This window comes from Streptomyces aurantiacus JA 4570 (assembly GCF_000414115.1).
In the GTDB taxonomy this organism is placed as follows: Bacteria; Actinomycetota; Actinomycetes; order Streptomycetales; family Streptomycetaceae; genus Streptomyces; species Streptomyces aurantiacus_A.
This window is the reverse complement of record NZ_AOPZ01000361.1, coordinates 1-22,146: the sequence shown is the minus strand read 5'-3', so window position 1 is coordinate 22,146 and position 22,146 is coordinate 1. Positions and strand designations below refer to the sequence as shown.

The following is a 22,146-nucleotide window of genomic DNA, read 5'->3' as shown; positions in this document are numbered from 1 at the left end:
GGGTGCGGGCCGGTGGCCGTACAGCTACTCATCACCGACAAGAACCTCGCCGTGCAGGGTGACCCGCTCGACGGCTGGACGAGCCTCGACTGCACGCGGCGGTTCAACGAGCCGGGCTCGGGCAGCGTCGAGCTTCCCGCCCGGCCGGACGTCATGGCCCAACTGCAGCCCGGCGCCCGGCTGGTCATCATCCGCGACGGGGCGGTGTGGATGGCTGGTCCGCTGGAGATCCCGACCGATTTCTCGTGGTCGGTCACCGAGGACCCCGGTTGGGGCAGGGTGACGGTCACCTTCACGGACGACCTCGCCACGGTGGCCGGGTACATCACGTGGCCGACACCGGCCGACGCGTGGACGGCACAGCCCGCCAACACCTACCGGCAGCTCGCCGCCACCAACGCGGAAACGGTCATTCGGACCCTGGTCGGCGAGAACTGCGGGGCCGGCGCGCGCCCCGAGCGGCGCATCCCGCGCCTGACGCTCGACACCGCGGCGGGCGTGGGCACTTCGACGACGCTGAAGACGCGGTTCGAGCCGCTGCTCGACGTCTGCAGGCGCATCGCGCTGGACGGCGGGAAGATCGGGTTTCGCACGGGGCAGGCGGCCGGACAGATCCTGTTCGGCTGCTACGCGCCCCGCGACCTCACGGCGACCGCCCGGTTCAGCATCGGGATCGGCAACCTGCGGTCCATCCAGTTCAAGCGCAGCGCGCCGACCGTCACGCACGCGCTGATCGCCGGAACCGAGCCGGACATCGGCACCACGGGACGCACCTACGTGCAGGTCGCCGACCCCGCGGCCGCCGCCTCGTGGTGGCGGGTCGAGCGGTACGTCGACGGCTCGGCGCAGACCGACACCGACGGCGAGCTCACGCAGGCCGGGAACGGGGAGATCGCAGGCGGCGCCGCCCCCGTCGAACTCGCGACGGTCACCGTGGACACCCCCGATCTCAAGGCCGGCCGCGAATTCGACCTCGGCGACCGGGTCACCGTGGCGCTTCCGTTCGGCGTCGAGGTCGCCGACCTCGTCCGCTCCATCCACCTGCAGGCCACCCCGGACGCGGGCGAGGTCGTCACGACCCTGGTCGGGTCACCGGAGGCAACCACCGACCCCGCCACGGTCAAGACCCTGCGCACGCTCGCCCGCCGCCTCGGCCGACTCGAAACCCGATAGCGAAGGAGGTGCCCGTGGCTCAGGACTCGTGGCCGTCACCGGCACACAATGCCCGCGCGGTCACTGACACCGAGTACGAGAAGATCGCCGCGGCGTTCAGCGGTGACGGCGTATACGGCACACCGGCCGACCCGGCGGTCGTGACGGCAGGCACCGGCTTGTCGGTCAATGTGCGCGCGGCCGTCTACGGCAGTGTGCGCGGGCACGCGTGGACCTCGGGCACCACGACCGTGAACCTGCCGATCAGCCCGAATCTGTCCGGGCAGACCCGAACCGACCGCATCGTGCTGCGCCTTGACCGGGCTACGTGGACGGTCCGCGCCATCGTCAAGCAGGGGGTGCCCGGCTCGGGCCCGCCGATGCTGACACAGCAGACCGGCGATGTCGGCGTGTACGAGGTGCTGCTCGCCACGGTCACCGTGCCGAACGGAGCGAACTCGGTCACCGTGGCCCGCAACGAGCGCTACGTCGGTACGCGGATCCGGCCGGTCGACTCGAAGTGGTACGACCCGAACCCGCAGCGCGGCGAGGTGCGGTACGAGGTCGACACCGACCGGCTGCGCGTGTACACCGGCGCCGCGTGGCGCACGGTGTTCTCGGACAGCGGCGCGATCGAGGCAGACGCCAACGTCCCGTCATGGTCGGTCGTCGTCGCCCCCATCCTGGAAGAGCGGAACGGAACCGTGAACCTGCGCCTCGGGCAGTTCTCCCGCACCGGCGGCAACCTGTCCGGGCCCGCCGACTCCCGCCTGCCCGTGCTCGTCCCGGCGGCATACCGCCACCCCAACCGCAACGTCTACTCGATCGGCTACATCACCGGCGCGAAGATCAGCCGCATCACGATCTATCCCGCCAACCACTCCACGCGACCGGGGCAAGCGTGGCTGACACAGAAACCGGACATAACCAACGCCGACGACGTACTGCCCGGTGACGTGAGTTGGGTGGTGGACTGACATGGCGCGGTACCAATTCGGCGCGAGCGTCGCCGACTTCGTGGTGCAGCCGCAAGACGGCATTTGGGGTGTGGCGCCTGGCGTGGCGGTGACGTTCTGGGACTCTCCCACGGGCGGCACCTGGTACACCGATCTCCTGGCCGAGACCGGCGCGGCCACGTCCCAGGTAGTGACGGACGCGTCCGGGGCGATCCCCGAGTTTCAGGGGCCGGAGGGCGTCACCGGCATGTGGGCGGACGCCGGCGGCACCACTCGGGTATGGATCACCGCGCGCGGCACCGGGGGCGCCGGCACATCCAAGGGGCTCGTCTTCGCCGCGCCGACCGGGCCCGCCGCCTACGTCGTGTGGCGGGCACCGCGGGCGTGCGTCGTGTCCGCCGTGCACGGATACCGGCAGGGCGGCACCGGGGCGACGGTCAACGCGCAGAAGAACGGCGCGGATCTACTGGCGACGGATCTGTCGCTGTCCACGGCCGACACGTGGCTGACCGGTCCGGCCGTGCAGGGCGAAGCCATGGCGGCCGGGGACTCCCTCGCCGTGGCCGTGCGCGCCGTGAGCGGCGAGGTGACCGCGGTGACCGTGCAGATCGATGTGCAGGGGGTGTGATGAGTCCGCTCATGGTCCTCGATGACCAGAACGCCTATCCGCGTCCGGTCGGGGCGCTGTCCGCGGAGCCGGTGGCGGGCCCGCCGCAGATGCTGCAGGTTTCCGACGGTTCCGGCCTCTTGGCGACGTTCACCGCAGGCGCGAAGACAGTCACGGTTCGAGGGCAGCGGCGGACGTTCACGGAGCGGAAGCGGCCGTTCGTGGACAGCTTCGCCCGGACCGTCAGCAGCGGATGGGGACAGTCGCCCGGCGGTGGCACATGGCTGAACCTCGCCGGTAGCGACGCACTGTTCAGCGTCGACGGCTCGCAGGGCGTCATCGTCAACGACACCGCCAACACGGGCCGCTACGCGTCGGTCAACGACGGTGATATCGCCGATGTCTCGGCGAGCTGCAAGGTCACCGCCAGCAAGACCGCGACCGGGGCGACGACCTCCATCGCCATGACGTTCGGGTACGTGGACAGCTCGAACCACTACCGGGCGCGGCTGCTCATCAACACCACCGGCACGGTTCAGTTGGCGTTGGAGAAGACCGTGGGAGGGACGACGACAACGCTCGGCTCGGCTGCCACCGTGGGCAGCGGTTTCACAGCCGGGCAGTGGTGGCACATCCGTGTCCAGCGCACCGGGTCAACGGTCCGCTGCCGAGCGTGGCTCGACGGCACCGCCGAACCGTCCGTGTGGCTGCACTCCGCGACCGACACGGCGCTGCCGACCGGCCGCGTCGGTCTCCGCAGCTTCGCGTCGACCGGTTCGACCGCGATGCCGTTCAACACGCTCGTGGACGAGGTCGCCGTCGACTCCGCGGTGTGGGCGAACCCGCCAACCGTCACGCACGACACGTGGGTGCGCGTCCTCAACGCCCCGTTCAACGGCACGTGGACGACCGGCCTCGCCAACCGGGTACGCGCCTGGTCCGCCGACAGCACACCCGACGTGCTCGCCTACGCGATGATGTACGTCACAGGGGCCCCCGCCGTCACGTCACCTGCGCTGGACGGCAGGAAGGTGTTCGGCGAGGCGCAGTACGGACCTCTCAAACCCGATGGCACCCGGTCTGAATTCTCCGACTGGAACGATTACATCGGCGTTCCCTGGACCTACCCCAACGGCGAAACCCGCGGTTTCCCGCACGGAGAGATCACGGTCAGCGGCTGCCTCGACTGCTCGGGCTTCGTCCGCACCGTCTACGGCCGGCACCTCGGCATACCCATGGTGTTCGACCAGAACTTTGACGGCATCAACCTGCCGCGCCGCACCCGCGACATCGGCCCATCGGGGCCGGGCGTCCTGATTCAGGACTCCACGGGAGTACCGCCGCCGCTCGCCGGGATGCACCCCGGCGACGTCGTGCTGTTCGACGCGGACCAAAGCGAGCCCGTCGAGGGGCAGATCGACCACAACGGCATCTATCTCGGACAGGACCCGTCCGGCAACCACCGGTTCATCAGTTCCCGCAAGGTCGTGTCCGGCCCGACGTTCAGCGACCTCGGCGGCCCCTCAACTCTCAACGGAACCGGCACCTACGCCAAGCGCCTTCGGAAGATCCGCAGGTTCTGACAAGACCGTTCCTCACTTCACGCCCCGTGCCATCCGGCCGGGGCGTTCGTCATTCCCAAGAAAGGGGCTCACCCATGAGCGACACCGACCGGCCGGTCGAGGCCGACCTCGACCAGGACGAACAGGCCGAGCAGCTCGTCGAGACCGACAACGGCCCGACCGTCGCCGACGAGACCGACCTGCTCGAAACGGAGTTCGGCGCTGCCGACATGACCGGCACGTACGTGGCCGTAGCGGGCGGTGACCTCGCATGAGCGTCGAGCGGATGATCGCGGCCGCCGAGAAGTCGCTCGGGCTCGGCGAGCCAAACGCGATACAACGGTGGTACCGCAAGCGCAACGGCGGCGCCTACGCGGGCAACTTCGCGTGGTGCAACGCTGCGGTGACGTACTGGTCCGTGCTCGCCGACGAGCACGACACCGTGTGCCTGGGAACCGACTACGCGTACACCGTCGCGCACGCCGCCCGCTTCAAGGCAGCCGGACAGTGGCACAGCGACGTCGCCGGTATCCGGCGCGGCGACATCGTGTTCTTCGACTGGGGCGGCACCAACGACATCGCCCGTATCGATCACGTCGGCATCGTCACGGGCGTCAGCGGCCGATACGTCTACACGATCGAGGGCAACACCGCCGACGTGTGCGCGCGCCGTGTGCGCACCGCTTCGACGATCACCGGATACGGACGGCCCAAGTACAAGGCGGCCGCCACTGGCCGGAAGGTGAAGGTCGCCGACGTGGCCGCGGCCGCGCGCCGTGACCCGGCCGCCCCGCAGGGCGCCACCACCCACAAGGCGGCCGTCCTGGTCGTCGAGCGCGCCCTCGTCGCCGAGGGGCTGCTCGCCGCCCGGTGGGTCGATGGGTCGTTCGGCACCGAGTCGATCAAGGCGTACGCGAAGTGGCAGCGCTCGAAGGCCGGCGGGTCCTACACGGGCAAGGACGCCGACGGCGTGCCCGGGAAGTCCTCGCTCGCCAAACTCGGCGCCCGCCATGGCTTCAACGTCATCTGACACCCCTAGGGAGATCACCCCATGTTCGGAAGCAAGCTGCGGTTCGACATCGCCGAGCGGGCGCTGTGGACCGGCGCACAGGGCGCGCTCGGCGTCCTGATAACTGACCTCGCCGGCGTGTCCATGTGGTGGGCGGCGCCGATCGCGCTCGTCCTGGCGTCCGCGAAGTCGTGGGTCGCCGGCCGCCTCGGCGTGCTCGGTACCGGCTCGACGCTGCCGAAGGCACTCGACCCGGCGACCCCGCCGCGCACCGTCGGTCTCGGACCGGCCGCCGGATACCCCGAGGACCCGCTCACCCCGTAGGCGCCCCCTTGCTCACCCACACCGCGGAGGGACAGCGTGGACGCTGCGACGCTCGGCGCCGTTGGAACCATCGTCGTCGGGCTCGCCGCGGCCGCCGCCGCCCTGGTCGGACAGCGCGGCGCGAACCGGGCTTCGCAGTCCGGCGCCATCCTCGGCGGGTACTCGACGCTCGTCGACAACCTGCAGGAAGAGCGCGACAAGCTCGCGCGGCAGCTCGCCGAGAACGAGGTGAAGCTCGCCGCGGCGTACGCCGAGCTCGCCAGTGAACGGGCCGACAAGGCAGGACTGCAGGGGCAGATCGCGGCGCTCACCGCGGAGAACGCCCGGCTGCGCGACCGGATCGACGAGCTCGGGGGGCAGCCGACGTGAAGCGCCGTCACGCTCAGCCGATCCTCGCGCAGCGGTGGCGCCCCCTCGCCGTCGCCGCCGTTCTCCTCGTGCTGTCGGGCGCCGTCATCCTGGTGTGGTTGCGCATCGACGCCGAGGCACGCCGGGCCGACGCGCTCGCCGACGAGGCGAACCTGCGCGGGGACGCCGTCGCGGTGCTCGCCGGCGACGTGCGCGTGCTGCGCGAGCAGATCAAGGCGAAGGGCGGCACCCCGGCGGCGCCGGACCCCGAGCGTGCCGTCGAGGATCTCCCGGACCGGGCCGAGGTGCCCGTGCCGACCGCGGGGCCCGACCGGGCCCGCGGGGCGCACGGAGAGAAGGGCGACCAGGGCAGCCCGGGAAAGTCGGGCCCTACGCCGAAGCCGGGCCCGAGCGGCGTCAAAGGTGACCAGGGCGAGCCCGGCTCGTCCGTGACCGGGCCGCCGGGCCCCGCCGGGCCACCCGGCACAGACGGGAAGGACGGGTCCGACGGGCGCGCCGGCGTCGACGGGAAGGACGGCGCTTCAGGCCAGACGTGCCCCGACGGGTACACGCTTCAGGCGCCATCCTGGGACCCCGACGCGCTCGTGTGCCGAAGGAACGGAGCACCGGCCCCCGACCCACCGTCACCGAGCCCGGCCGCCTTCGGACTGCCAATGGAACGACGCAAGGACTGACGATATGCGCCCCTGTCCGGCCTCACGGCCGGACAGGGGCGCTCTCGTGCGTATGGGCCGTGATGCACTCCTTCAGGTGACGGAGATATCCACAAGGGCCGCCCCATCCACCAAGATCCATAAGAGAGACGGAACGCGACCACAGTCGTCGCATGAGCACGCGAACGAACGCCACGCGCCTTGTCCCCTGGTAACACCGGAGCGCGCGCAGGGCCTAGACCGTCCCTTCGACGGGCGGTGCGGACTGTCAGAACCCGTCTCGATGCCTCCGACTCAAACGTCCCGAATCGGGTTCCCAGCGGATAGAAGCCTCGCCCCGTGTGGGTCGACCTGCTGCGCTTGACCCCGGCCCGACAGCACCCTGCAACCGTAGGTCTGCACGCGTTGTCTCCCTCCTCATGACAGCCAACCAGAGGCCGCGTTCGAGCCCGGATGATCGAGAGTTGCGGCTGTGGAAGGTCGGCCGGGCTCTCACGGTCGCCTTCATAACCGCAGTCATGGTCGCGGGGGGCGTCTTCTACGGACTGGTGGTCCTGCTGGACGTCCAGGAGATCGACCACACTGCGAAGCTCGACGCGAAGACGCTCTTCGACCTGGTGAAACTCTCCTTCGGAGTCGTCGCCGGATCCGGCGCGCTCGTCGCCCTGGTCGTCGCCTACCGCCGCCAGCGCGTCGACGAGGCAGGCGCCCACCGCGAAGCCACCCGGCTCCACACCGAGCGCTTCTCCCAGGCCGTCGACAAACTCGGCTCCGACTCCCCGGCCGTCCGACTCGGCGGCGTCCACGCTCTGGCCGGCCTCGCTGACGACGCCCCCGACGACAGCCAGCGCCAGACCTGTATCGACGTCCTGTGCGCCTACCTCCAGCTCCCCTACACCCCCGACCCCGGCGACGGCCCCGACCATCAAGAGGAGCACCACCGCTATCTGGCTCTACGCAAGGTCCGGCACACGATCCTGCGCCTCATTGGCGACCATTACCGACGGCCCCGAGGCTCCCACCGCTCCTGGCAAGGCTGCGACCTCGACCTCACCGGCGTCACCATCGACAGCGACATGAACTTCGCCAGGGCGGTGTTCTCCAGCGGCGTGACGTTCGCTAGGGCGGTGTTCTCCGGCGGCAACGTGTACTTCGGGGACGCGAAGTTCTCCGGCGGAAGCGTGTCCTTCAACGGGGCGGAGTTCGCCGGCGGAAGCGTGACCTTCAACGGGGCGGAGTTCGCCGGCGGGTCCGTGTACTTCAACGGGGCGGAGTTCTCCGGCAGCGACGTGTACTTCGGGAACGCGAAGTTCTCCGGCGGAAGCGTGTCCTTCATCGGAGCGGAGTTCTCCCGCGACACCATGTCCTTCATCGGGGCGGAGTTCTCCGGCGGACGCGTGTCCTTCTTCGGCGCCGAATTCTCCGGCGGCAACGTGTACATCGGCGGCGCGGTGTTCTCCGGCGGCAGCGTGACCTTCGACCGCGCGGTGTTCTCCGGCGGCAGCGTGGACTTCGGCAGCGCGGCATTCTCCGGCGGCAGCGTGACCTTCGACCGCCTTTGGCAGCGTGCTGTTCTCCGGCGGCGACGTGGACTTCGGCAGCGCGGAATTCTCCGGCGGCGACGTGGACTTCGACCGCGCGGCAGGTCCGGTTCCCAGAGGGCTCCTCGATGCCGTCGGCAGTCCTGTCCCTGCGACGGTAGTTCTGCCCTCTTCTTGGCTCCCCCATTCCGGCTGACAGAGCTGGTCGCTCAAGAAACATGCAGGGGTTCCAAGACAGGTTCTCAGAGGTGTGCGCCCCAGATGCCTCGGGCCGCTCGAGGTCATGCTCCGAGCACTTCGCCAACTCCTCAGCCGACATTGAAGAGTCGGGGAAGCTCCTCGATGGGTTCTGCGCGACGCCCCATGAGGTACACGCGGTTCCTCGTGCGCTGAACCTCGTGGAAGAGCTTGAACCCCTGAGTCTCGTAGTAGCGGACGAGGCCCGGGAACATACACCCGCGCCGCACCCAGTGCTTGCCCTCACGCGCTGCTCGGTCCACGGCCCACAGAGCGATGATCGTGCCCGGCCGATGTTCACGGTCGGCGGGGTCGGTGACGGTTGAGTACAGGTAGTCGGCTGGCTCGGCGAGTTCTTGCTCGGTCCATCCCCAGGGGGGTGTCTGCTGCTGGATGGTGGTGCAGCCCACGATCCGTTCCGGGCTGTCCTCGACGAGGAGCCACATCGAGCCGTCAGTGTTCTCCGCCTGCCCGGCTAGGTCTTGGGCACTTGCTCGCCAACTGGGCATACCGCGGTGCTCAAGCCACGAGGAACGGGCCAAGATCATGGCCTCGACGGCTGAGGAGTCGGCGGCTGTGGCGGGACGCATGACGTACACGATGGGTCTCCTCGTCGAGCTGTCGCAGACGTTAGAGGAAGGCTTGGGCGGCGAGGTGGAGGTCGATGACCTCCAAGAGCTGAGCGTCACCATCCTCTCGGTAGGGGCCCGTGCCGAGGCGCCGCACCGCTTGCCGTAGCCCATCGGGATTGACGAGCCCTTCGTCGAACAGAGGCGAGCCCTCATGCAGCATGCGGGCGAACAGGGGGCGTGCGTGTGTGGTGAGGGAGAACTGAACGACTTCCGCGAAAGACTCCCGCTCGCGTGACTGGGTGACTTCTGGCCCGAGCCCGAGGGCGGCCAGACGCTCGCGCTGAAGGTGCTTGAGCTCGCGCCAATGGAAGGGGAGCCATTCGCCGAGCTGGACCATGCCAGGGTCGGCGAAGGGATGCACCGGCCAGATTCCGGCGCGTAACAACACGGGAGCCGTGGTCTCCAGCGACAGGAGCGTCATGGAGTTGACCACCGCTGGCGGGGCAATCGCGTCGTCGGCGTGCTCCAGCGCCTCACGCGCGCGAACACCGATCCACGGCAGTTCATCGCCGATCTCGCCCATGGACTTGTGCGGATACTCCTCCTGAGACAAGGCGACCATCTCGTCGCCGCCGAGTCCCGTGACCACGGTGCGGGTGCCGCGCTCGGCCATCAGTGCTGTGAGCCGGGTGAAGGGATGGTGCAGCGGCTCCTCGTACGGGCTGATCCGCACGCCGCGCACACGCGCGCAGTCCGGATGAAGCGGCGGGTACTGCGTGGCATCGACGATGAAATCCTCGTCGTTGAACTGCACGGCTTCCCGAATCTGCTTGCGGCGTCGCGCCTGAGACTCGCGGCCGGGCCCATCGATCAACAGCGTTGAGGTGGCGAACCGGCCGGGGAAGCGCTCGGCCGCACGGGTGGCCACGGTGCCGGAGTCGAAGCCCCCTGTCAGGTGAAACACCGTTGCCGCTTCGTCCAGGGGCCGCATGTCAAGGGCATCGTCCATCGCGCCCACAAAGGCGGCCAAGACGTCAGCGTCGTCCGCGAGTTCGCGCGGACCGCTGTGCAACGCAGGCTCGGGATAGTGGATGTGCAGGTGACTGCCGAAGGTCGCAGCAGCCCGTTCGGTCAGTCGGTGAATGCCGCGGAACACGGTCTCGGTGCTGTACCGAGGGCGGTAGATCAGCAGACGGGCAACCTCTCGGGGACTGAGCTTCTGCGCGTGGTCGGCTAGGTCAACCATGTCCCATGAGCCGTAAAGGCTCTTCTCGTCGTGCGCTACGTAGAGGGGCGCGGTACGGCACGAGCCGACCAAGACACGAACCGGCAACTCAGGGGCCGCCTCCACAAGCACGTAGTCAGTCGGCCACTCCTCGGCCAGAGCACGAGCTGCATCGAATTCGACCGACGACACCGTTCGCAGATTCGGGTCAGTGGCCAACCTGCCGGAAACGCGTTCGCGTACAACGAGTAAAGAGCGCGCGCCGTCAGTTATGGCAGCATGCTCAACCATCGGATGCTGATACGGGGCGATTTCGCTGGTACCACCGGTCGTCACATAGCGGCGACCGTCCCATCCCCACGCACCATCTGCGTAGGGAGTGAGGCGCAGTTTGATCACGGTGAACCTCCAAGTACCCCCTGTGGGGCACGGCAATTTCACAGCCATGCCCCACAGGATTGATGCGGTCAGGTAGCAGTGGTGTCGTACGTCTTGGCACCGTCGGAAGACCCTGCGACCTTCTTGTATTCGTGGCACTCCGCCGGCGTCTGAACCCTGCGGTGCGCCTTGGTCACGAACAGTTTCTCGAACGAGCGCGTGCGCTTCGGCGGGGGTATGAAGTCGTCCACGTGGATCCTCCTTGCGGATTGCCTCTGATTCGCGTGATGGTCCGCCCCCTGCTACACGGCAGCGAACGGGGGAACCCTTGCCTAAGCTGAGCAGTGCAACCGGTCCAGATCGCACGACACGATCAGGTTGTCCAAGGCAAGGAATCTAAGTGCGAGAACCCGCTTCGGCTGCGGCTGTCCGTTCACGCAACCGAAGCGGGTTGTCTCATCCGGTGACGTCCGCGACGCGCCCGCCGAATAGGGACGAGCAGGCGCCGACGTCGCCGCGTGGGTGCGTCTCGCTGTGGTTCAACGGCCACGTTCGCCGACGGAGCATCATGAATGCGAGCACGTTCTCTGAGCGCCCAGTGAATTTGCCCCAGCCTGAAAACACATCGCTCGCACGCCAGAACTTCAACGGCGACTCTGTTGATCTCGATCGTTCCGATAGGTGTCACGAGGAGATTCGTGCGTTCGCATCGGAAGCAGTTGCCACGCGCCCACTTGAACTTAGCCCACAGATCGGGGGGTTTCACTGCCACGGGTCGCCTCCAAGCACCTCGCGGTGCGGAACCGGACTCCCACCGACGAGTGGCAGCAGAACCACTGGGCGCGCGTGCCATACAAGGGCGACGTCAGAGGCAGCAAGCGGAAGCGTGAAGTCTTCCCCACGCTCAAGAGCAGCGGCGGCATGAAGCCAACCGTCGTTCAGCCACTGCCAGAGATAGCCGAGGGCTGGCTCCTGCACCGCTGAGGACATCACTCGCAGTTGAATGCGAGTCCACCGCATCGCCGAACCGGCCGTGACAGCCTCACACGACGTGATGCGCTTGCCATCGCTCAGGCGCCACTCGCACCAGAACCCGGGCTCGGCTAAGGCAGCAGTGCGTGTCATCGCAGCGGCTCACTGTCTGGACGGAATCGAGTTGTCGTACACCGCTTCATCGCGTACGCAGAGGAACCCTCCGCGCTTTTCAATCTCAGCCGCTACCTCGTCGAATTCGTCCGACCGTGGAGAGATCATCGAGCGGTACGGGGCCAGGACCGCACCGGCGGCTTTCGCCTGGATCAGGTCCAAAGCAGTCGCGAGTCCGTCACGCCCCTGCGGCGGCAGCAAGCCCGTGTTGTCATGGATCACTTGCGTGACCTTCCAACCGAACCGCTCGGCGTACGCCCGGCACGCACTCACCGCATCGTCCGGGCTGGCGTTGCCTGCCACACAAACGTAGATGACGACCTTGAAGGGCTCGGTCGATTCACCCCCAGTCTTGATCTTGGTGGTCTTGATCTCGCCCACGCTCCGTGTCCCCTCTTCGCCGTTCTCGCGACTCAGGCTCGACGGGGCGGCACCCCCCTCGATGGACTTCATGTGCACCGGGAGCCTCCTCGTGGGTTGGGTCTTGCTGAGCCCCCAGTGCACCGCTGACTGCAGCATCGGGCATAGGTGATTTCCCCAGGCTCCGCGACCGTGACCCCGGTGATTTTTACCTTCGGGGTGTCGGCCCCTGCGGCGGCACGGCTACCGTGCGGTTGTGGGAGAGAACCAGAAGTTCGCCAGGGCCATGGACGAACTCGACATGTCTCAACCGGAGTTAGTCCGCCGCCTGAACGACGAGATCGGGGAGCTCACAGGAAGGGAAGGGCGGCTGACGACCCGCGATGTGCGGCGGTACCTCAAGGGCGAGACGCGGTGGCCCCATGCCAAGCAGAGGATCCCCATCGAGAGAGTGTTCGGCCGCCCGGCAACGGATCTCGGGTTCGTCCCTCGATCGAAGAAAGCGCAAGAGGCACCACCGGAGGACTCTGTGCACCGTCGTACGTTCGTCACCGCCACCACCGGCACTGTCGTCGGAGCCGTTGCCGGCGCCGGATCCCGCACCCGCCTAGGGCTAAGCGACGTTGAACGGTACGGCGATGAGTACGCCAAGATCATCGCCCAGGACAAAGCATTGGGTGGGGCGCAGAAGGTAGAGAACGCCGCCGTAGAACTGGCTATGCGCATTCAATCGGACCTCGGCGGAAGTCGCGCCTCCGCACGCACCAGGACCAAGCTGTATTGCCTGGCCTCAAACGTGACTTGCTCAGCGGCGTTCGCGGCCATCGATGCCCAAGCACGAACTCGTGCCCGTGGCCACCTGGACAAGGCGGTGACGCTTGCCGGCCTGTCGGGCGACAGCGAGACCCAGTACCACGTGTGGAACCATCTATCCATGGTCGCGGTACAACGCCACGACTTCGCTGAGGTTGCGGCGGCGGCAGATGCCGCAAGAAGCCAGAGCATCGCCAAGAATGATCCGCTGTATGCCTCGCTCGCACACATGCGCCGAGCGAACGCTCTCGCTGGCGCAGGCGACCGCCCTGGATCGCTCAGAGCACTCGCCGCAGCCGAGCGATCATTCGATCGCCGCGCCGAGCTAGAACGCCCCCCGTGGATCGGCTTCTACGATCAGGCGGAGTTCGATGGACTGTCCTCGCTTGTGTGGCTGAAGCTCGGCGAGCCCGACCGGGCCGAGAGTCACCTCCACCGTGCGCTAACCGCGATCCGTCCCGAACTCGTCCGCAACCGCACTTACTACTCGGCCCACTTAGCTCTGTCGCAAGCCACTCAGGGGGACCTTGAGCTGGCGTGCAGCACTGGGGATCGGACGGCTGCGATGCTCGGCAGGATCCGCTCGAAGCGGACCAGCGAGACGCTGGTGAAGGTTCAAAAGATCGTGGCAGCAACAGGATCGAAAGAGCCCGGGGTCCGGGCAGGGCTGGAGAGGGCGCGAACATGGATTTGAAGACGTACACCCACCAGGACGCGGCAGCTATCCGGGGGATGCTCCTAGACATGCAGGACGCGGTGTACGACGGCGAGGCAGATCGTTTCCGCGCGAGGGAGCGATTCGCACAGTTCGTCGACATGTGGAGCAGCAAGGAAGGTTGGTCGTGCGTAATCGGCTTCGATGAAGGTGAGCCGACGGGATTTGCGTACGGAGCGCCCTTCGGCGCCGGAGGTTGGTGGAAGGGCTCTGCACGCCCTACCTCGGTTGCACCAGAGGCCAGGGTGTTCGCGCTGTCCGAGCTCAAGGTGCTGAAGAAGTGGCGAAAGACCGGGGCGTCGGAGGAACTGCACCGTGCGCTCGTACTCACCCGTGACGAGGACGTGGCGACTCTCCTCGTGGACGTGACTCATCCCAAAGTCGTGTCCCTGTATGAGAGGTGGGGCTACATCAAGGTCGGCGAACAAAAGCCCTATGAGGACTCGCCAACCTTCGCGATCATGGCCAAGCACCTCACTGGGCGTTCCGTATCGGAATAGTTACAGACAGTGCCTATCTCGTCGCCCTGTGGCTGATGTCTCATGGAGATGTGCCAGACGCCACCGCAATCACCGCTAGCGCAGCGGTTGCCAACACGGTCAAGAACTACATGGCCTGGAATCCCGCCGGAGACGCGGTCGTCACCGTCCGCGTCGGGTCGCGCGAGGAACAGCGAGCCATCATTGGACACTTCCTTCACTGCCTGTCCAGGGTCAATGACGGTCCGAACGGCAAGCAGCGCCTCCGTGAGGCACTGCCCCCCATCCAGATGTGTGGCAGCCCGACAGCCGTCTACCTCGCTGAGTACATCCACAACCAGACAGTCGTGCTGGGCCGCATCCCTCCGCCGGAAGAAATGGCCCGGCTAGTGGCGCACTATCGGCGAGTTGCCAAGATGGACGCCCGATGGTGGCAGCTGCTCCGACGCCGTGACGAACGTAGGCAAAGAGCGCAGGTCAACCGGTGGAAGGGGCGTCACGCCCCTTCCGTCGCCCCCGCACCCGAACTGGATACCCCGAAGCCGGAGGAGCGCCCCGTCCTTCCCAGCTCTCAGTGTCCCGTCGCCCTCATGGCGCGGCTAAAGATCCCGGGCTGGTTTGCGGTACCCGTCCCTCGGCCCCTGTATCCCGAGGATGGCGGAGTAACACCGATAGCCGAGCTTGCGCCTGGGACGTGGTATCTCGCTGTTGAATCGCGGGGCAACCGCTTGATCGCGCAAACTCAGGACGGACGCCGCGGTGTACTGCAGGACCTATCGGGCCTTCAAGTTGATTCCGGAAGGCAATCACGAAAACCAGGACGATGGATTTTTGCCCGAGAAGCTAACAGCAGATGAGACGTGCCTCAGAGCCTGTCTTTGCCCCGTCCGCGCCGCTGCGGGGGCAGAGACAGGATCTTACTGCACAGACCTGACAGGAGTCGGCGAGCGGAAGCGGGCCTCAGCACCAGAACTCCGCCGGGCGCCCTCATCCGCTCGCTTAGCGCCTCGCACATGTGCTCTTGAAAGCTGCAGGATGCACGTGGTTCGCTGGCGTCCATGCCAACCATCCGGTAACCGGACTCCTCCCGCACTCCGGTGCACTACAAGAAGCAAGCGACACGCAGGCCCGATCCGTTGCCCCACAACGGAGAGGTGACGGCCAAGCCCCGACCCCTCATCTCCGCAAGACCCCGGGTCGGGGCGTTGGTCTGTGCGCCTCGGACATCCGGGACTAAGTTGTGCGACATGAGCAACCTTGATCGCGAGGCCGCCCCATCCCTCTGCGGCGGCCGCGGTTTCGTCGTAGCGGAGCCCGTACGCGAACTCCTCAGCCCTCGCCGCGTCAAACTCGGCGAGTCCACCGAAGTCCGCAGACTCCTGCCCAACCTCGGACGACGCATGATCGGGGCGTGGGCATTCGTTGATCAGTACGGCCCGGACGACATCGCCGACGAGCCCGGCATGCAGGTGCCGCCGCACCCGCACATGGGCCTGCAGACCGTGTCCTGGCTGCACGAGGGCGAGGTGCTGCACCGGGACAGCACGGGCAGCCTGCAGACGATCCGCCCCCGTGAACTGGGCCTGATGACGTCCGGTCGGGCGATCTCTCACTCGGAAGAGTCCCCGAAATCGCATGGCCGCTTCCTGCACGGCGCTCAGTTGTGGGTCGCCCTTCCCGACTCGGACCGGTACGCCGACCCGAAGTTCGAGCATCACCCCGAGCTGCCGAAGGTGACCGCCCCCGGCTTCGACGCAACGGTCATCCTCGGCAACCTCGACGGCACCGCATCCCCCGGTACGACGTACACACCGATCGTCGGTGCCGACATCTCCCTCGCCGCCGGCGCCGAGACCCGCCTGCCCCTCGTGCCCGACTTCGAGTACGGCGTGCTGTCGATGTCCGGCGAGGTGCACGTCGACGGCGTTCCGGTCCTGCCCGGATCGATGCTGTACCTCGGGTGCGGCCGCACCGAGCTGCCCCTGCGGGCGGCATCCGACGCCGGGATCATGCTGCTCGGCGGCGAGCCATTCGCCGAGGAACTGATCATGTGGTGGAACTTCGTCGGCCGGACGCAGGAAGAGATCGAGCAGGCTCGCGAGGACTGGATGACCGGCACCCGCTTCGGCGAGGTAAAGGGGTACGACGGCGGCCCGCTCGCCGCGCCGACGCTGCCCTCGACCCCTCTCAAGCCGCGCGGTCGGACCCGCTAGGACACACGCGAACGCCCCCGCCCGCATCGCTGCAGGTGGGGGCGTTTGTGCTTTGGACTAATGAACAACGAAGCACCAGGCGCCGACCACTAATGAACAACGAAGCACCAGGCGCCGACCATCCGGCGCCCCAGGTTCGGAAGGAGGCGCCGCACCTCGGTCGCCGCACCGAGCTTCACGTGCCGTGGGCTGAGGAGTTCGCGCACCGGTTCCGCGACGACGAACCCGCGTCCGCCGCACAGAGAAGGCACCGCCTCGCGATCAAGATTGCTCATACCGCACAACTTAGCCCCGGGCACCCGGAGCGGACAGAGCAACTCCCCGTCCGCGGCCGGCGGAGCGCCGGCGGGGCTCAGAGCTCCGCGTCGCGGTCCAGCGTGGCGTAGTACGCGCCCACCTCGTTGAGGTACGCCGGGTCCGTCGTCTCGCTGTCGGTGGTGAACCGCGGCGCGTCCTTGACCTGCTCCTTGGAGTGGCCGACCGTCACCGTCCCCGCCTCGCGGTCGATGCGCGTGACCGCGCCGGCCGGGATCAGCACGCTCTTGCCGAAGACCCACATTCCGGTGTCCACGACCAGGTGCTGCCGGCCCGGCTGGTCCACCTGCCGGTCCACCTGGCCGATGACGCCGTCGGTCGCCTCGACCGTGAAGCCGGTCATGGGCTCCTGCTGCTCGCCTCTGTGGCCGCTGCCGGGCGGGTAGGCCCAGATGTCGTTCACGGTATGTGCTCCCTGGATCTCGTACGGACTACGGGGTGCTGAGAGTCGGCTCATTGTCCACCCCCTGCTGCGTCCGGTGTCGGGCCCCTCCCGTGTCCGGTGTCGGGCGAGGCACCCGGCGTCCGGTCGCGCCGCCGGGCAGAGCGCCGCACCATGGACGAATGCAGACCAGTGGCGGCGCCGGCCTGCGCGTCCTCGTGACCGGTGCCAGCGGCTACATCGGCGGGCGGCTCGTGCCCGAACTGCTCGGTGCCGGACACCGTGTGCGCTGCCTGGCGCGCTCGCCGGAGAAGCTCCGTGACCACCCGTGGGCGGGCCGGGCCGAGGTCGTCCGCGGCGACGTGACCGACGCGGAGTCGGTGGGCGCGGCCATGCGGGACGTCGATGTCGCGTACTACCTCGTTCACGCCCTCGGCACGGGCTCGGGCTTCGAGGAGACGGACCGGCGGGCCGCCCGCGTCTTCAGCGAGGCCGCACGCGCCGCCGGGGTCCGCCGGATCGTGTACCTGGGCGGGCTCACGCCCGCGGACAAACCGGAGGCCGAGCTGTCGCCGCATCTGCGCTCCCGCGCCGAGGTGGGCCGGATCTTCCTGGACTCCGGCGTCGAAAGTGTCGTCCTGCGCGCCGCGGTCATCATCGGCTCGGGGTCGGCGTCCTTCGAGATGCTGCGCTATCTCACCGAGCGGCTGCCGGTGATGGTCACGCCCAGCTGGGTGCGCACCCGCATCCAGCCCATCGCCGTCCGCGACGTGCTGCGCTACCTCGTCGCCGCCGCCCGCCTGCCCGCGGGCCTGAACCGCACCTTCGACATCGGCGGCCCCGACGTCCTCACGTACCGCGACATGATGCGCGCGTACGCCACCGTCGCGGGGCTGCGCCGGCGGCTCATCGTGCCGGTGCCCCTGCTCACTCCGCGCCTGTCCAGCTACTGGGTCGGCCTGGTCACCCCCGTGCCGCACAGCATCGCGCGGCCGCTCGCGGAGTCCCTGCGCCACGAGGTGGTCTGCCGGGAACACGACATCGCCGCGTACGTCCCCGACCTGCCCGGACGCCCGCTGTCCTGCGCCGCGGCGCTGCGGCTCGCGCTGTGCCGGATCCAGGAGGCGCAGGTCATCACCCGCTGGTCGTCCGCGGCCGCACCCGGCGCGCCCAGCGATCCGCTGCCCACGGACCCCGACTGGGCGGGCGGCAGCCTCTACACCGACCGGCGCCAGCTCACCGTGGCGGCGTCGCCGAGCGCCCTGTGGCGGGTCATCGAGGGCATCGGCGGCGAGAACGGCTGGTACTCCTTCCCGCTCGCCTGGGCCGCGCGCGGCTGGATCGACCGGCTGGCCGGCGGCGTCGGGCTGCGGCGCGGGCGCCGGGACGCCGCGCGGCTGCGGGTCGGGGACTCGCTCGACTTCTGGCGGGTCGAGGAGATCGAGCCCGGCAGGCTGCTGCGGCTGCGCGCCGAGATGCGGCTGCCCGGCCTGGCGTGGCTGGAGATGTACGCGGAGCGCGGCGACGACGGCCGTACGCGGTACCGCCAGCGGGCACTGTTCCACCCGCGCGGGCTGCTCGGCCACGCCTACTGGTGGAGCGTCGCCCCCTTCCACTCCGTCGTCTTCGGCGGCATGGCCCGCAACATCGCGCGGACGGCGGTGGCCACGGCCAAGGAGCGGGGCGGCGTCGACACGCGGGACGCGGCCGGTCGTTGACCCGCCGTACTCCGTCGGCGTACCGAACGGTCGAGGCAGAACCACACTCCAGGAGCCGCACCATGACCGTTTCGGTCGTCCTGTTCACCTCCGACCTGCGGGTGCACGATCATCCGCCGCTGACTGCGGCCGTCGCCGCCGGGGACTTCGTGGTGCCGCTGTTCGTACGCGACGGCGCCATCGCCGCGTCGGGCTTCGCGGCGCCCAACCGGGAGGCGTTCCTCCGCGACTGCCTGGCCGGTCTGGACGCGGGGCTGCGTGAGCGCGGCGGGCGCCTCGTGGTCCGGTCGGGCGACGTCGTGGACGTGGTCCGCGGCATCGCGGCCCGGGCGCGGGCCGACGAGGTGCACGTCGCCGCCGGGGTCAGCGGCTACGCGCAGGCCAGGGAGCGGCGGCTCGGGCGAGCGCTGGAGGCGGACGGACGGCGGCTGCGTGTCCACGACGCGGTGATCACCGCGGTCGCGCCGGGTGCCGTGACGCCGAGCGGCGGCTCCGATCACTTCGCGGTGTTCACGCCGTACTTCAAGCGCTGGTCCGCGGAGGGGGCGCGGCGGCCGCTGCGAGCTCCCCGGGCGGTCCGGGTGCCCGAGGACGTGCCCTCCGGCCGGATCCCGCGCCGGGACGCGGTCCGGGGCGTGGCGGAGGGGCTGGCGGCCGGGGGCGAGAGGGCGGGCCGGGCCCGGATGCTGGCCTGGCGGCGCGACGGAATCGCGGACTACGCGGCCCGCCACGACGACCTGCCCGGCGACGCGACGTCCCGCCTCTCCCCGCACCTGCACTTCGGCACGCTGTCCCCGGCCGAACTCGTCCACCTGGCACAGGAGCGGGGCGGGCCGGGAGCCGACGCGTTCGTACGTCAGCTCTGCTGGCGCGACTTCCACCACCAGGTCCTGGCGGCCCGTCCCGAGACCTCGGTGGCCGACTACCGCGCGCGGCACGACCGCTGGCGCGCCGGGGCGTCGGCGGACGCGGACATCCGGGCATGGCAGGAGGGCCGCACCGGCTATCCGGTGGTCGACGCGGCCATGCGGCAGCTGCGGCACGAGGGCTGGCTGCACAATCGCGGCCGGCTGCTGGCCGCGAGCTTCCTGACGAAGACGCTGTACGTGGACTGGCGCGTCGGCGCCCGGCACTTCCTGGAGCACCTGGTCGACGGCGACATCGCCGACAACCAGCTCAACTGGCAGTGGGTGGCGGGCACGGGCACGGACACCCGGCCGAACCGCGTCCTCAACCCCGTTCTCCAGGGCAGGCGGTACGACCCGGACGGTGTCTACGTACGCCGCTGGGTGCCCGAACTCGCCGGTCTCGAGGGAGGCAGGGTGCACGAGCCGTGGAAGCTCGGGGCGGCGGAACGGGGCCGCTACGACTACCCCGAACCGATCGTCGACCTCGGCGAGGGGCTGGCCCGCTTCAAGCGGGCACGGGGGCGGGAGTAGCGGCGGCCCGCCCCTCGACCATGTGGTGGAATATTCAACCACTCGGGGTCGTTGTGGCCGGTCAAGGAGGCAACAGTGGAGTTCACCTACTTCGACCACGGCACGGCCGCCGAGCGCTGGGAGCGCGCGGGGCAGTTCTTCGACGCCAAGGAGTACGCGACGGCGGCACGCATCCTCGCCCCGCTGGCCGACGAGGTGCCCGAGCAGGTCGCCCCGCGGCTGCTGCTGGCGCGCGCCTACTACCACTCGGCACAACTGCGGCGCGCCGAGACCGAGTTGCGTACGGTCCTGCGGCTCGACCCCGTCGAGGGGTACGCCCGGCTGATGCTGGGCCGGACCCTCGAACGGCAGGGGCGGGACGCCGAGGCGGCGACGCAGCTGCGGATGGCCGCGGCGCTGTCGGGCGAGTTCGCCGCGTAACCGGTGGGCGAGTTCGCCGCGCAACCGACGAACAGCCGTCGGTGAAGCGGCGTCGCCGTGACCCTCGCCACACCCGTGACCGCCGCCCGGATGCCGCGGCCGTCCTCGGCAAGCAGCACGGTGTGAGACTTCCGGCCACCCTGCCGAGCGCCGTCCGCGCCGCCCCGGCACCGCATCCGCCCCGCCCCCGCGCGGCCCGGGCCCGCCTGCCCCGGGCTGCCGCGGGGGTGTGGCGTGTTCTTGCCGCTCCGCCACCTTGGCCGGAATCCCCGCTTACCCCGAGGCACACGAGTGGCCTTTCGTTTCCTCCACGGCCGCGCGCCGTTCACTACTCCGTACCGTACATTTCCGTGCGAACCGACCCCTCGCGCGGAACACCGAGCTCCACCAGGGGGATCTCTCCGTATGAAGGCCCTGAAGGTCGTGTTCCTGCTGCACAACGCCTTCGGTGTGGGCGGCACCATCCGCACCACCCTCAACCTCGCGTCCGCGCTGGCCGACCGTCACCAGGTCACCGTGGTCTCGCTGATGCGCCACCGCAAGGTGCCCCGGTTCACCGTCGACCCGCGCGTGCGCCTCGTACCGCTGGTGGATCTGCGCGCGGACGGCGCGGACGCGGCGGATCCGCGGCTCGCGGAGCCGGCCCGGGCGTTCCCGAGCGCGGAGGGGCGGCACCGGCAGTACTCGCGGCTGCACGACGTGCGCGCCCAGGAGTATCTGCGCGGCTGCGACGCGGACGTGATCATCGGCACGCGGCCCGGCCTCAACGTCTACCTCGCGCGTTTCGGCCCGCCCGGCGCGCTGCGCATCGCGCAGGAACATCTGCGCCATGACGCGCACAGCAAGAAGCTGCGCGCCCACGCAGGAACATCTGCGCCATGACGCGCACAGCAAGAAGCTGCGCGCCCAACTCGAGCCGCAGTACAGGAAACTGGACGCGCTGGTCACCATCACCGACGCCGACGCGGCCGTCTACCGCGAGCGGATGGAACTGCCCGGCGTCCGCGTCCTCGCGGTGCCCAACATGGTGCCCGCCCCGTCCGTCGCGCCGTCCGACGGCACCGCGAAGGTGGTCGCCGCGGCCGGGCGGCTCGTGCCCGGCAAGCGGTTCGACCTGCTGGTGCGGGCGTTCGCGACGGTCGCCGAGCGGCATCCCGACTGGCGGCTGCGGATCTACGGCGGCGGGCCGCAGAAGGAGCCGCTGCGGGAGCTGATCGACGAACTCGGGCTCGGCGGGCACGTCGAGCTGATGGGTGTGCGCTCCGCCATCGAGGCCGAGTTCGCCAAGGCGTCACTCGTCGCGTCGGCGTCCGACGCCGAGTCGTTCGGGATGACGCTGGTCGAGGCGATGCGGTGCGGGGTGCCGGTGGTGAGCACCGACTGCCCGCTCGGGCCCGCCGAGATCATCACCGACGGGCGCGACGGCAGACTGGTGCCGCCCGGGGACGCCGACGCGCTCGCGAAGGCGCTCGTCGAGCTGATCGAGGACCCGGAGCGGCGCCGCGCGATGGGCGCCGCGGCCCTGGAGAGCGCCCGGCGTTTCGACCCGGCGCCGATCGCC

The 22,146-nt window shown here is 69.2% G+C and carries 21 protein-coding genes and 3 pseudogenes; 18 read left to right on the top strand and 6 right to left on the bottom strand.

Annotated elements, in window-relative coordinates; all coding sequences use genetic code 11:
* The first annotated feature begins 12 nt into the window (after positions 1-12).
* The 10 genes from STRAU_RS30020 to STRAU_RS29980 all read left to right on the top strand — a co-directional run bounded on the left by STRAU_RS30020 (position 13) and on the right by STRAU_RS29980 (position 8,566).
* A complete protein-coding gene (locus tag STRAU_RS30020; RefSeq protein WP_016644180.1) occupies positions 13-1,173 on the top strand; it encodes a siphovirus ReqiPepy6 Gp37-like family protein in 1,161 nt (386 codons plus the stop codon).
* Positions 1,174-1,187: 14 nt separating this feature from the next.
* Positions 1,188-2,129, top strand: coding sequence for a hypothetical protein (locus STRAU_RS30015; RefSeq protein WP_016644179.1), 942 nt, complete (start codon positions 1,188-1,190; stop codon positions 2,127-2,129).
* Between the two features lies 1 nt (position 2,130).
* On the top strand, positions 2,131-2,736 hold the full coding sequence (locus tag STRAU_RS44060) for a hypothetical protein (protein WP_016644178.1): 606 nt from the start codon (positions 2,131-2,133) through the stop codon (positions 2,734-2,736).
* Positions 2,736-4,298, top strand: a complete 1,563-nt coding sequence (locus STRAU_RS30010; protein ID WP_259300017.1) for a C40 family peptidase — start codon at positions 2,736-2,738, stop codon at positions 4,296-4,298. Before STRAU_RS44060 ends, STRAU_RS30010 begins: the two co-directional genes overlap by 1 nt.
* 74 nt (positions 4,299-4,372) lie before the next feature.
* Positions 4,373-4,552 (top strand): hypothetical protein, encoded by a 180-nt coding sequence (locus tag STRAU_RS30005; RefSeq protein ID WP_016644176.1) that lies wholly within the window; start codon positions 4,373-4,375, stop codon positions 4,550-4,552.
* Positions 4,549-5,307: a CHAP domain-containing protein gene (locus tag STRAU_RS30000; RefSeq protein ID WP_016644175.1), complete on the top strand. Its 759-nt coding sequence runs from the start codon at positions 4,549-4,551 to the stop codon at positions 5,305-5,307. Before STRAU_RS30005 ends, STRAU_RS30000 begins: the two co-directional genes overlap by 4 nt.
* A gap of 21 nt (positions 5,308-5,328) precedes the next feature.
* Entirely contained in the window at positions 5,329-5,610 is a 282-nt protein-coding gene (locus STRAU_RS29995; RefSeq protein ID WP_016644174.1) for a hypothetical protein, read from the top strand.
* Positions 5,611-5,646: 36 nt separating this feature from the next.
* Positions 5,647-5,979, top strand: coding sequence for a hypothetical protein (locus STRAU_RS29990; RefSeq protein ID WP_016644173.1), 333 nt, complete (start codon positions 5,647-5,649; stop codon positions 5,977-5,979).
* Complete coding sequence (locus tag STRAU_RS44520; RefSeq protein WP_016644172.1) at positions 5,976-6,653, top strand: collagen-like domain-containing protein; 678 nt, start codon at positions 5,976-5,978, stop codon at positions 6,651-6,653. Before STRAU_RS29990 ends, STRAU_RS44520 begins: the two co-directional genes overlap by 4 nt.
* A 398-nt stretch (positions 6,654-7,051) precedes the next feature.
* Complete coding sequence (locus STRAU_RS29980; RefSeq protein WP_310592285.1) at positions 7,052-8,566, top strand: pentapeptide repeat-containing protein; 1,515 nt, start codon at positions 7,052-7,054, stop codon at positions 8,564-8,566.
* On the opposite strand, the gene STRAU_RS29975 is transcribed toward STRAU_RS29980, so the two are convergent.
* From STRAU_RS29975 to STRAU_RS39300, 4 genes are all read right to left on the bottom strand, one after another.
* Positions 8,482-9,000 carry a GNAT family N-acetyltransferase gene (locus tag STRAU_RS29975; RefSeq protein WP_203227481.1) on the bottom strand — a complete coding sequence of 173 codons (519 nt, stop codon included), beginning with the start codon at positions 8,998-9,000 and terminating at the stop codon, positions 8,482-8,484. The two genes, STRAU_RS29980 and STRAU_RS29975, sit on opposite strands and share 85 nt — an antisense overlap.
* Positions 9,001-9,040: 40 nt before the next feature.
* A complete protein-coding gene (locus STRAU_RS29970; protein ID WP_037662852.1) occupies positions 9,041-10,606 on the bottom strand; it encodes an asparagine synthase-related protein in 1,566 nt (521 codons plus the stop codon).
* A gap of 68 nt (positions 10,607-10,674) precedes the next feature.
* Entirely contained in the window at positions 10,675-10,836 is a 162-nt protein-coding gene (locus STRAU_RS43130) for a hypothetical protein (protein WP_193560614.1), read from the bottom strand.
* Between the two features lie 883 nt (positions 10,837-11,719).
* Complete coding sequence (locus STRAU_RS39300) at positions 11,720-12,184, bottom strand: recombinase family protein (protein ID WP_158692156.1); 465 nt, start codon at positions 12,182-12,184, stop codon at positions 11,720-11,722.
* A gap of 163 nt (positions 12,185-12,347) precedes the next feature.
* Here STRAU_RS39300 and STRAU_RS44050 point away from each other — a divergent pair, with 163 nt between their 5' ends.
* From STRAU_RS44050 to STRAU_RS29950, 4 genes and pseudogenes are all read left to right on the top strand, one after another.
* Positions 12,348-13,598: an NsdA family TPR-like regulatory protein gene (locus tag STRAU_RS44050; RefSeq protein ID WP_259300016.1), complete on the top strand. Its 1,251-nt coding sequence runs from the start codon at positions 12,348-12,350 to the stop codon at positions 13,596-13,598.
* Complete coding sequence (locus STRAU_RS29955; protein WP_037662850.1) at positions 13,589-14,119, top strand: acetyltransferase; 531 nt, start codon at positions 13,589-13,591, stop codon at positions 14,117-14,119. The genes STRAU_RS44050 and STRAU_RS29955 overlap by 10 nt, the downstream gene beginning before the upstream one ends.
* A gap of 587 nt (positions 14,120-14,706) precedes the next feature.
* Positions 14,707-14,886: pseudogene (locus STRAU_RS44045) on the top strand (hypothetical protein); the annotation flags it as partial.
* Positions 14,887-15,345: 459 nt separating this feature from the next.
* A complete protein-coding gene (locus STRAU_RS29950; protein WP_016644166.1) occupies positions 15,346-16,311 on the top strand; it encodes a pirin family protein in 966 nt (321 codons plus the stop codon).
* Positions 16,312-16,403: 92 nt separating this feature from the next.
* Here STRAU_RS29950 and STRAU_RS40765 read toward each other — a convergent pair.
* Positions 16,404-16,586, bottom strand: a pseudogene (locus tag STRAU_RS40765) (pirin family protein); the annotation flags it as partial.
* 77 nt (positions 16,587-16,663) lie between these two features.
* Positions 16,664-17,029, bottom strand: coding sequence for a hypothetical protein (locus STRAU_RS29945; protein ID WP_016644164.1), 366 nt, complete (start codon positions 17,027-17,029; stop codon positions 16,664-16,666).
* A 161-nt stretch (positions 17,030-17,190) separates the two neighbouring features.
* Between STRAU_RS29945 and STRAU_RS29940 the strand changes: the two genes are divergently transcribed.
* The 4 genes and pseudogenes from STRAU_RS29940 to STRAU_RS29925 all read left to right on the top strand — a co-directional run.
* The gene (locus STRAU_RS29940) at positions 17,191-18,726 is read left to right on the top strand and encodes an SDR family oxidoreductase (protein ID WP_016644163.1); all 1,536 of its coding nucleotides are present in this window, start codon (positions 17,191-17,193) and stop codon (positions 18,724-18,726) included.
* Between the two features lie 62 nt (positions 18,727-18,788).
* A complete protein-coding gene (locus STRAU_RS29935; protein ID WP_016644161.1) occupies positions 18,789-20,165 on the top strand; it encodes a cryptochrome/photolyase family protein in 1,377 nt (458 codons plus the stop codon).
* Between the two features lie 75 nt (positions 20,166-20,240).
* Entirely contained in the window at positions 20,241-20,585 is a 345-nt protein-coding gene (locus tag STRAU_RS29930) for a tetratricopeptide repeat protein (RefSeq protein ID WP_016644160.1), read from the top strand.
* Between the two features lie 414 nt (positions 20,586-20,999).
* Positions 21,000-22,146: pseudogene (locus STRAU_RS29925) on the top strand (glycosyltransferase family 4 protein); the annotation flags it as partial.

Excerpts from the sequence above, each read along its gene's own strand:
- STRAU_RS44060 (WP_016644178.1), top strand. The coding sequence starts at position 2,131 with ATGGCGCGGTACCAATTCGGCGCGAGCGTCGCCGACTTCGTGGTGCAG.
- STRAU_RS30010 (WP_259300017.1), top strand. The coding sequence starts at position 2,736 with ATGAGTCCGCTCATGGTCCTCGATGACCAGAACGCCTATCCGCGTCCG.
- STRAU_RS30005 (WP_016644176.1), top strand. The coding sequence starts at position 4,373 with ATGAGCGACACCGACCGGCCGGTCGAGGCCGACCTCGACCAGGACGAA.
- STRAU_RS30000 (WP_016644175.1), top strand. The coding sequence starts at position 4,549 with ATGAGCGTCGAGCGGATGATCGCGGCCGCCGAGAAGTCGCTCGGGCTC.
- STRAU_RS29995 (WP_016644174.1), top strand. The coding sequence starts at position 5,329 with ATGTTCGGAAGCAAGCTGCGGTTCGACATCGCCGAGCGGGCGCTGTGG.
- STRAU_RS29980 (WP_310592285.1), top strand. The coding sequence starts at position 7,052 with ATGACAGCCAACCAGAGGCCGCGTTCGAGCCCGGATGATCGAGAGTTG.
- STRAU_RS29975 (WP_203227481.1), bottom strand. The coding sequence starts at position 9,000 with ATGCGTCCCGCCACAGCCGCCGACTCCTCAGCCGTCGAGGCCATGATC.
- STRAU_RS39300 (WP_158692156.1), bottom strand. The coding sequence starts at position 12,184 with ATGAAGTCCATCGAGGGGGGTGCCGCCCCGTCGAGCCTGAGTCGCGAG.
- STRAU_RS29955 (WP_037662850.1), top strand. The coding sequence starts at position 13,589 with ATGGATTTGAAGACGTACACCCACCAGGACGCGGCAGCTATCCGGGGG.
- STRAU_RS29950 (WP_016644166.1), top strand. The coding sequence starts at position 15,346 with ATGAGCAACCTTGATCGCGAGGCCGCCCCATCCCTCTGCGGCGGCCGC.
- STRAU_RS29940 (WP_016644163.1), top strand. The coding sequence starts at position 17,191 with ATGCAGACCAGTGGCGGCGCCGGCCTGCGCGTCCTCGTGACCGGTGCC.
- STRAU_RS29935 (WP_016644161.1), top strand. The coding sequence starts at position 18,789 with ATGACCGTTTCGGTCGTCCTGTTCACCTCCGACCTGCGGGTGCACGAT.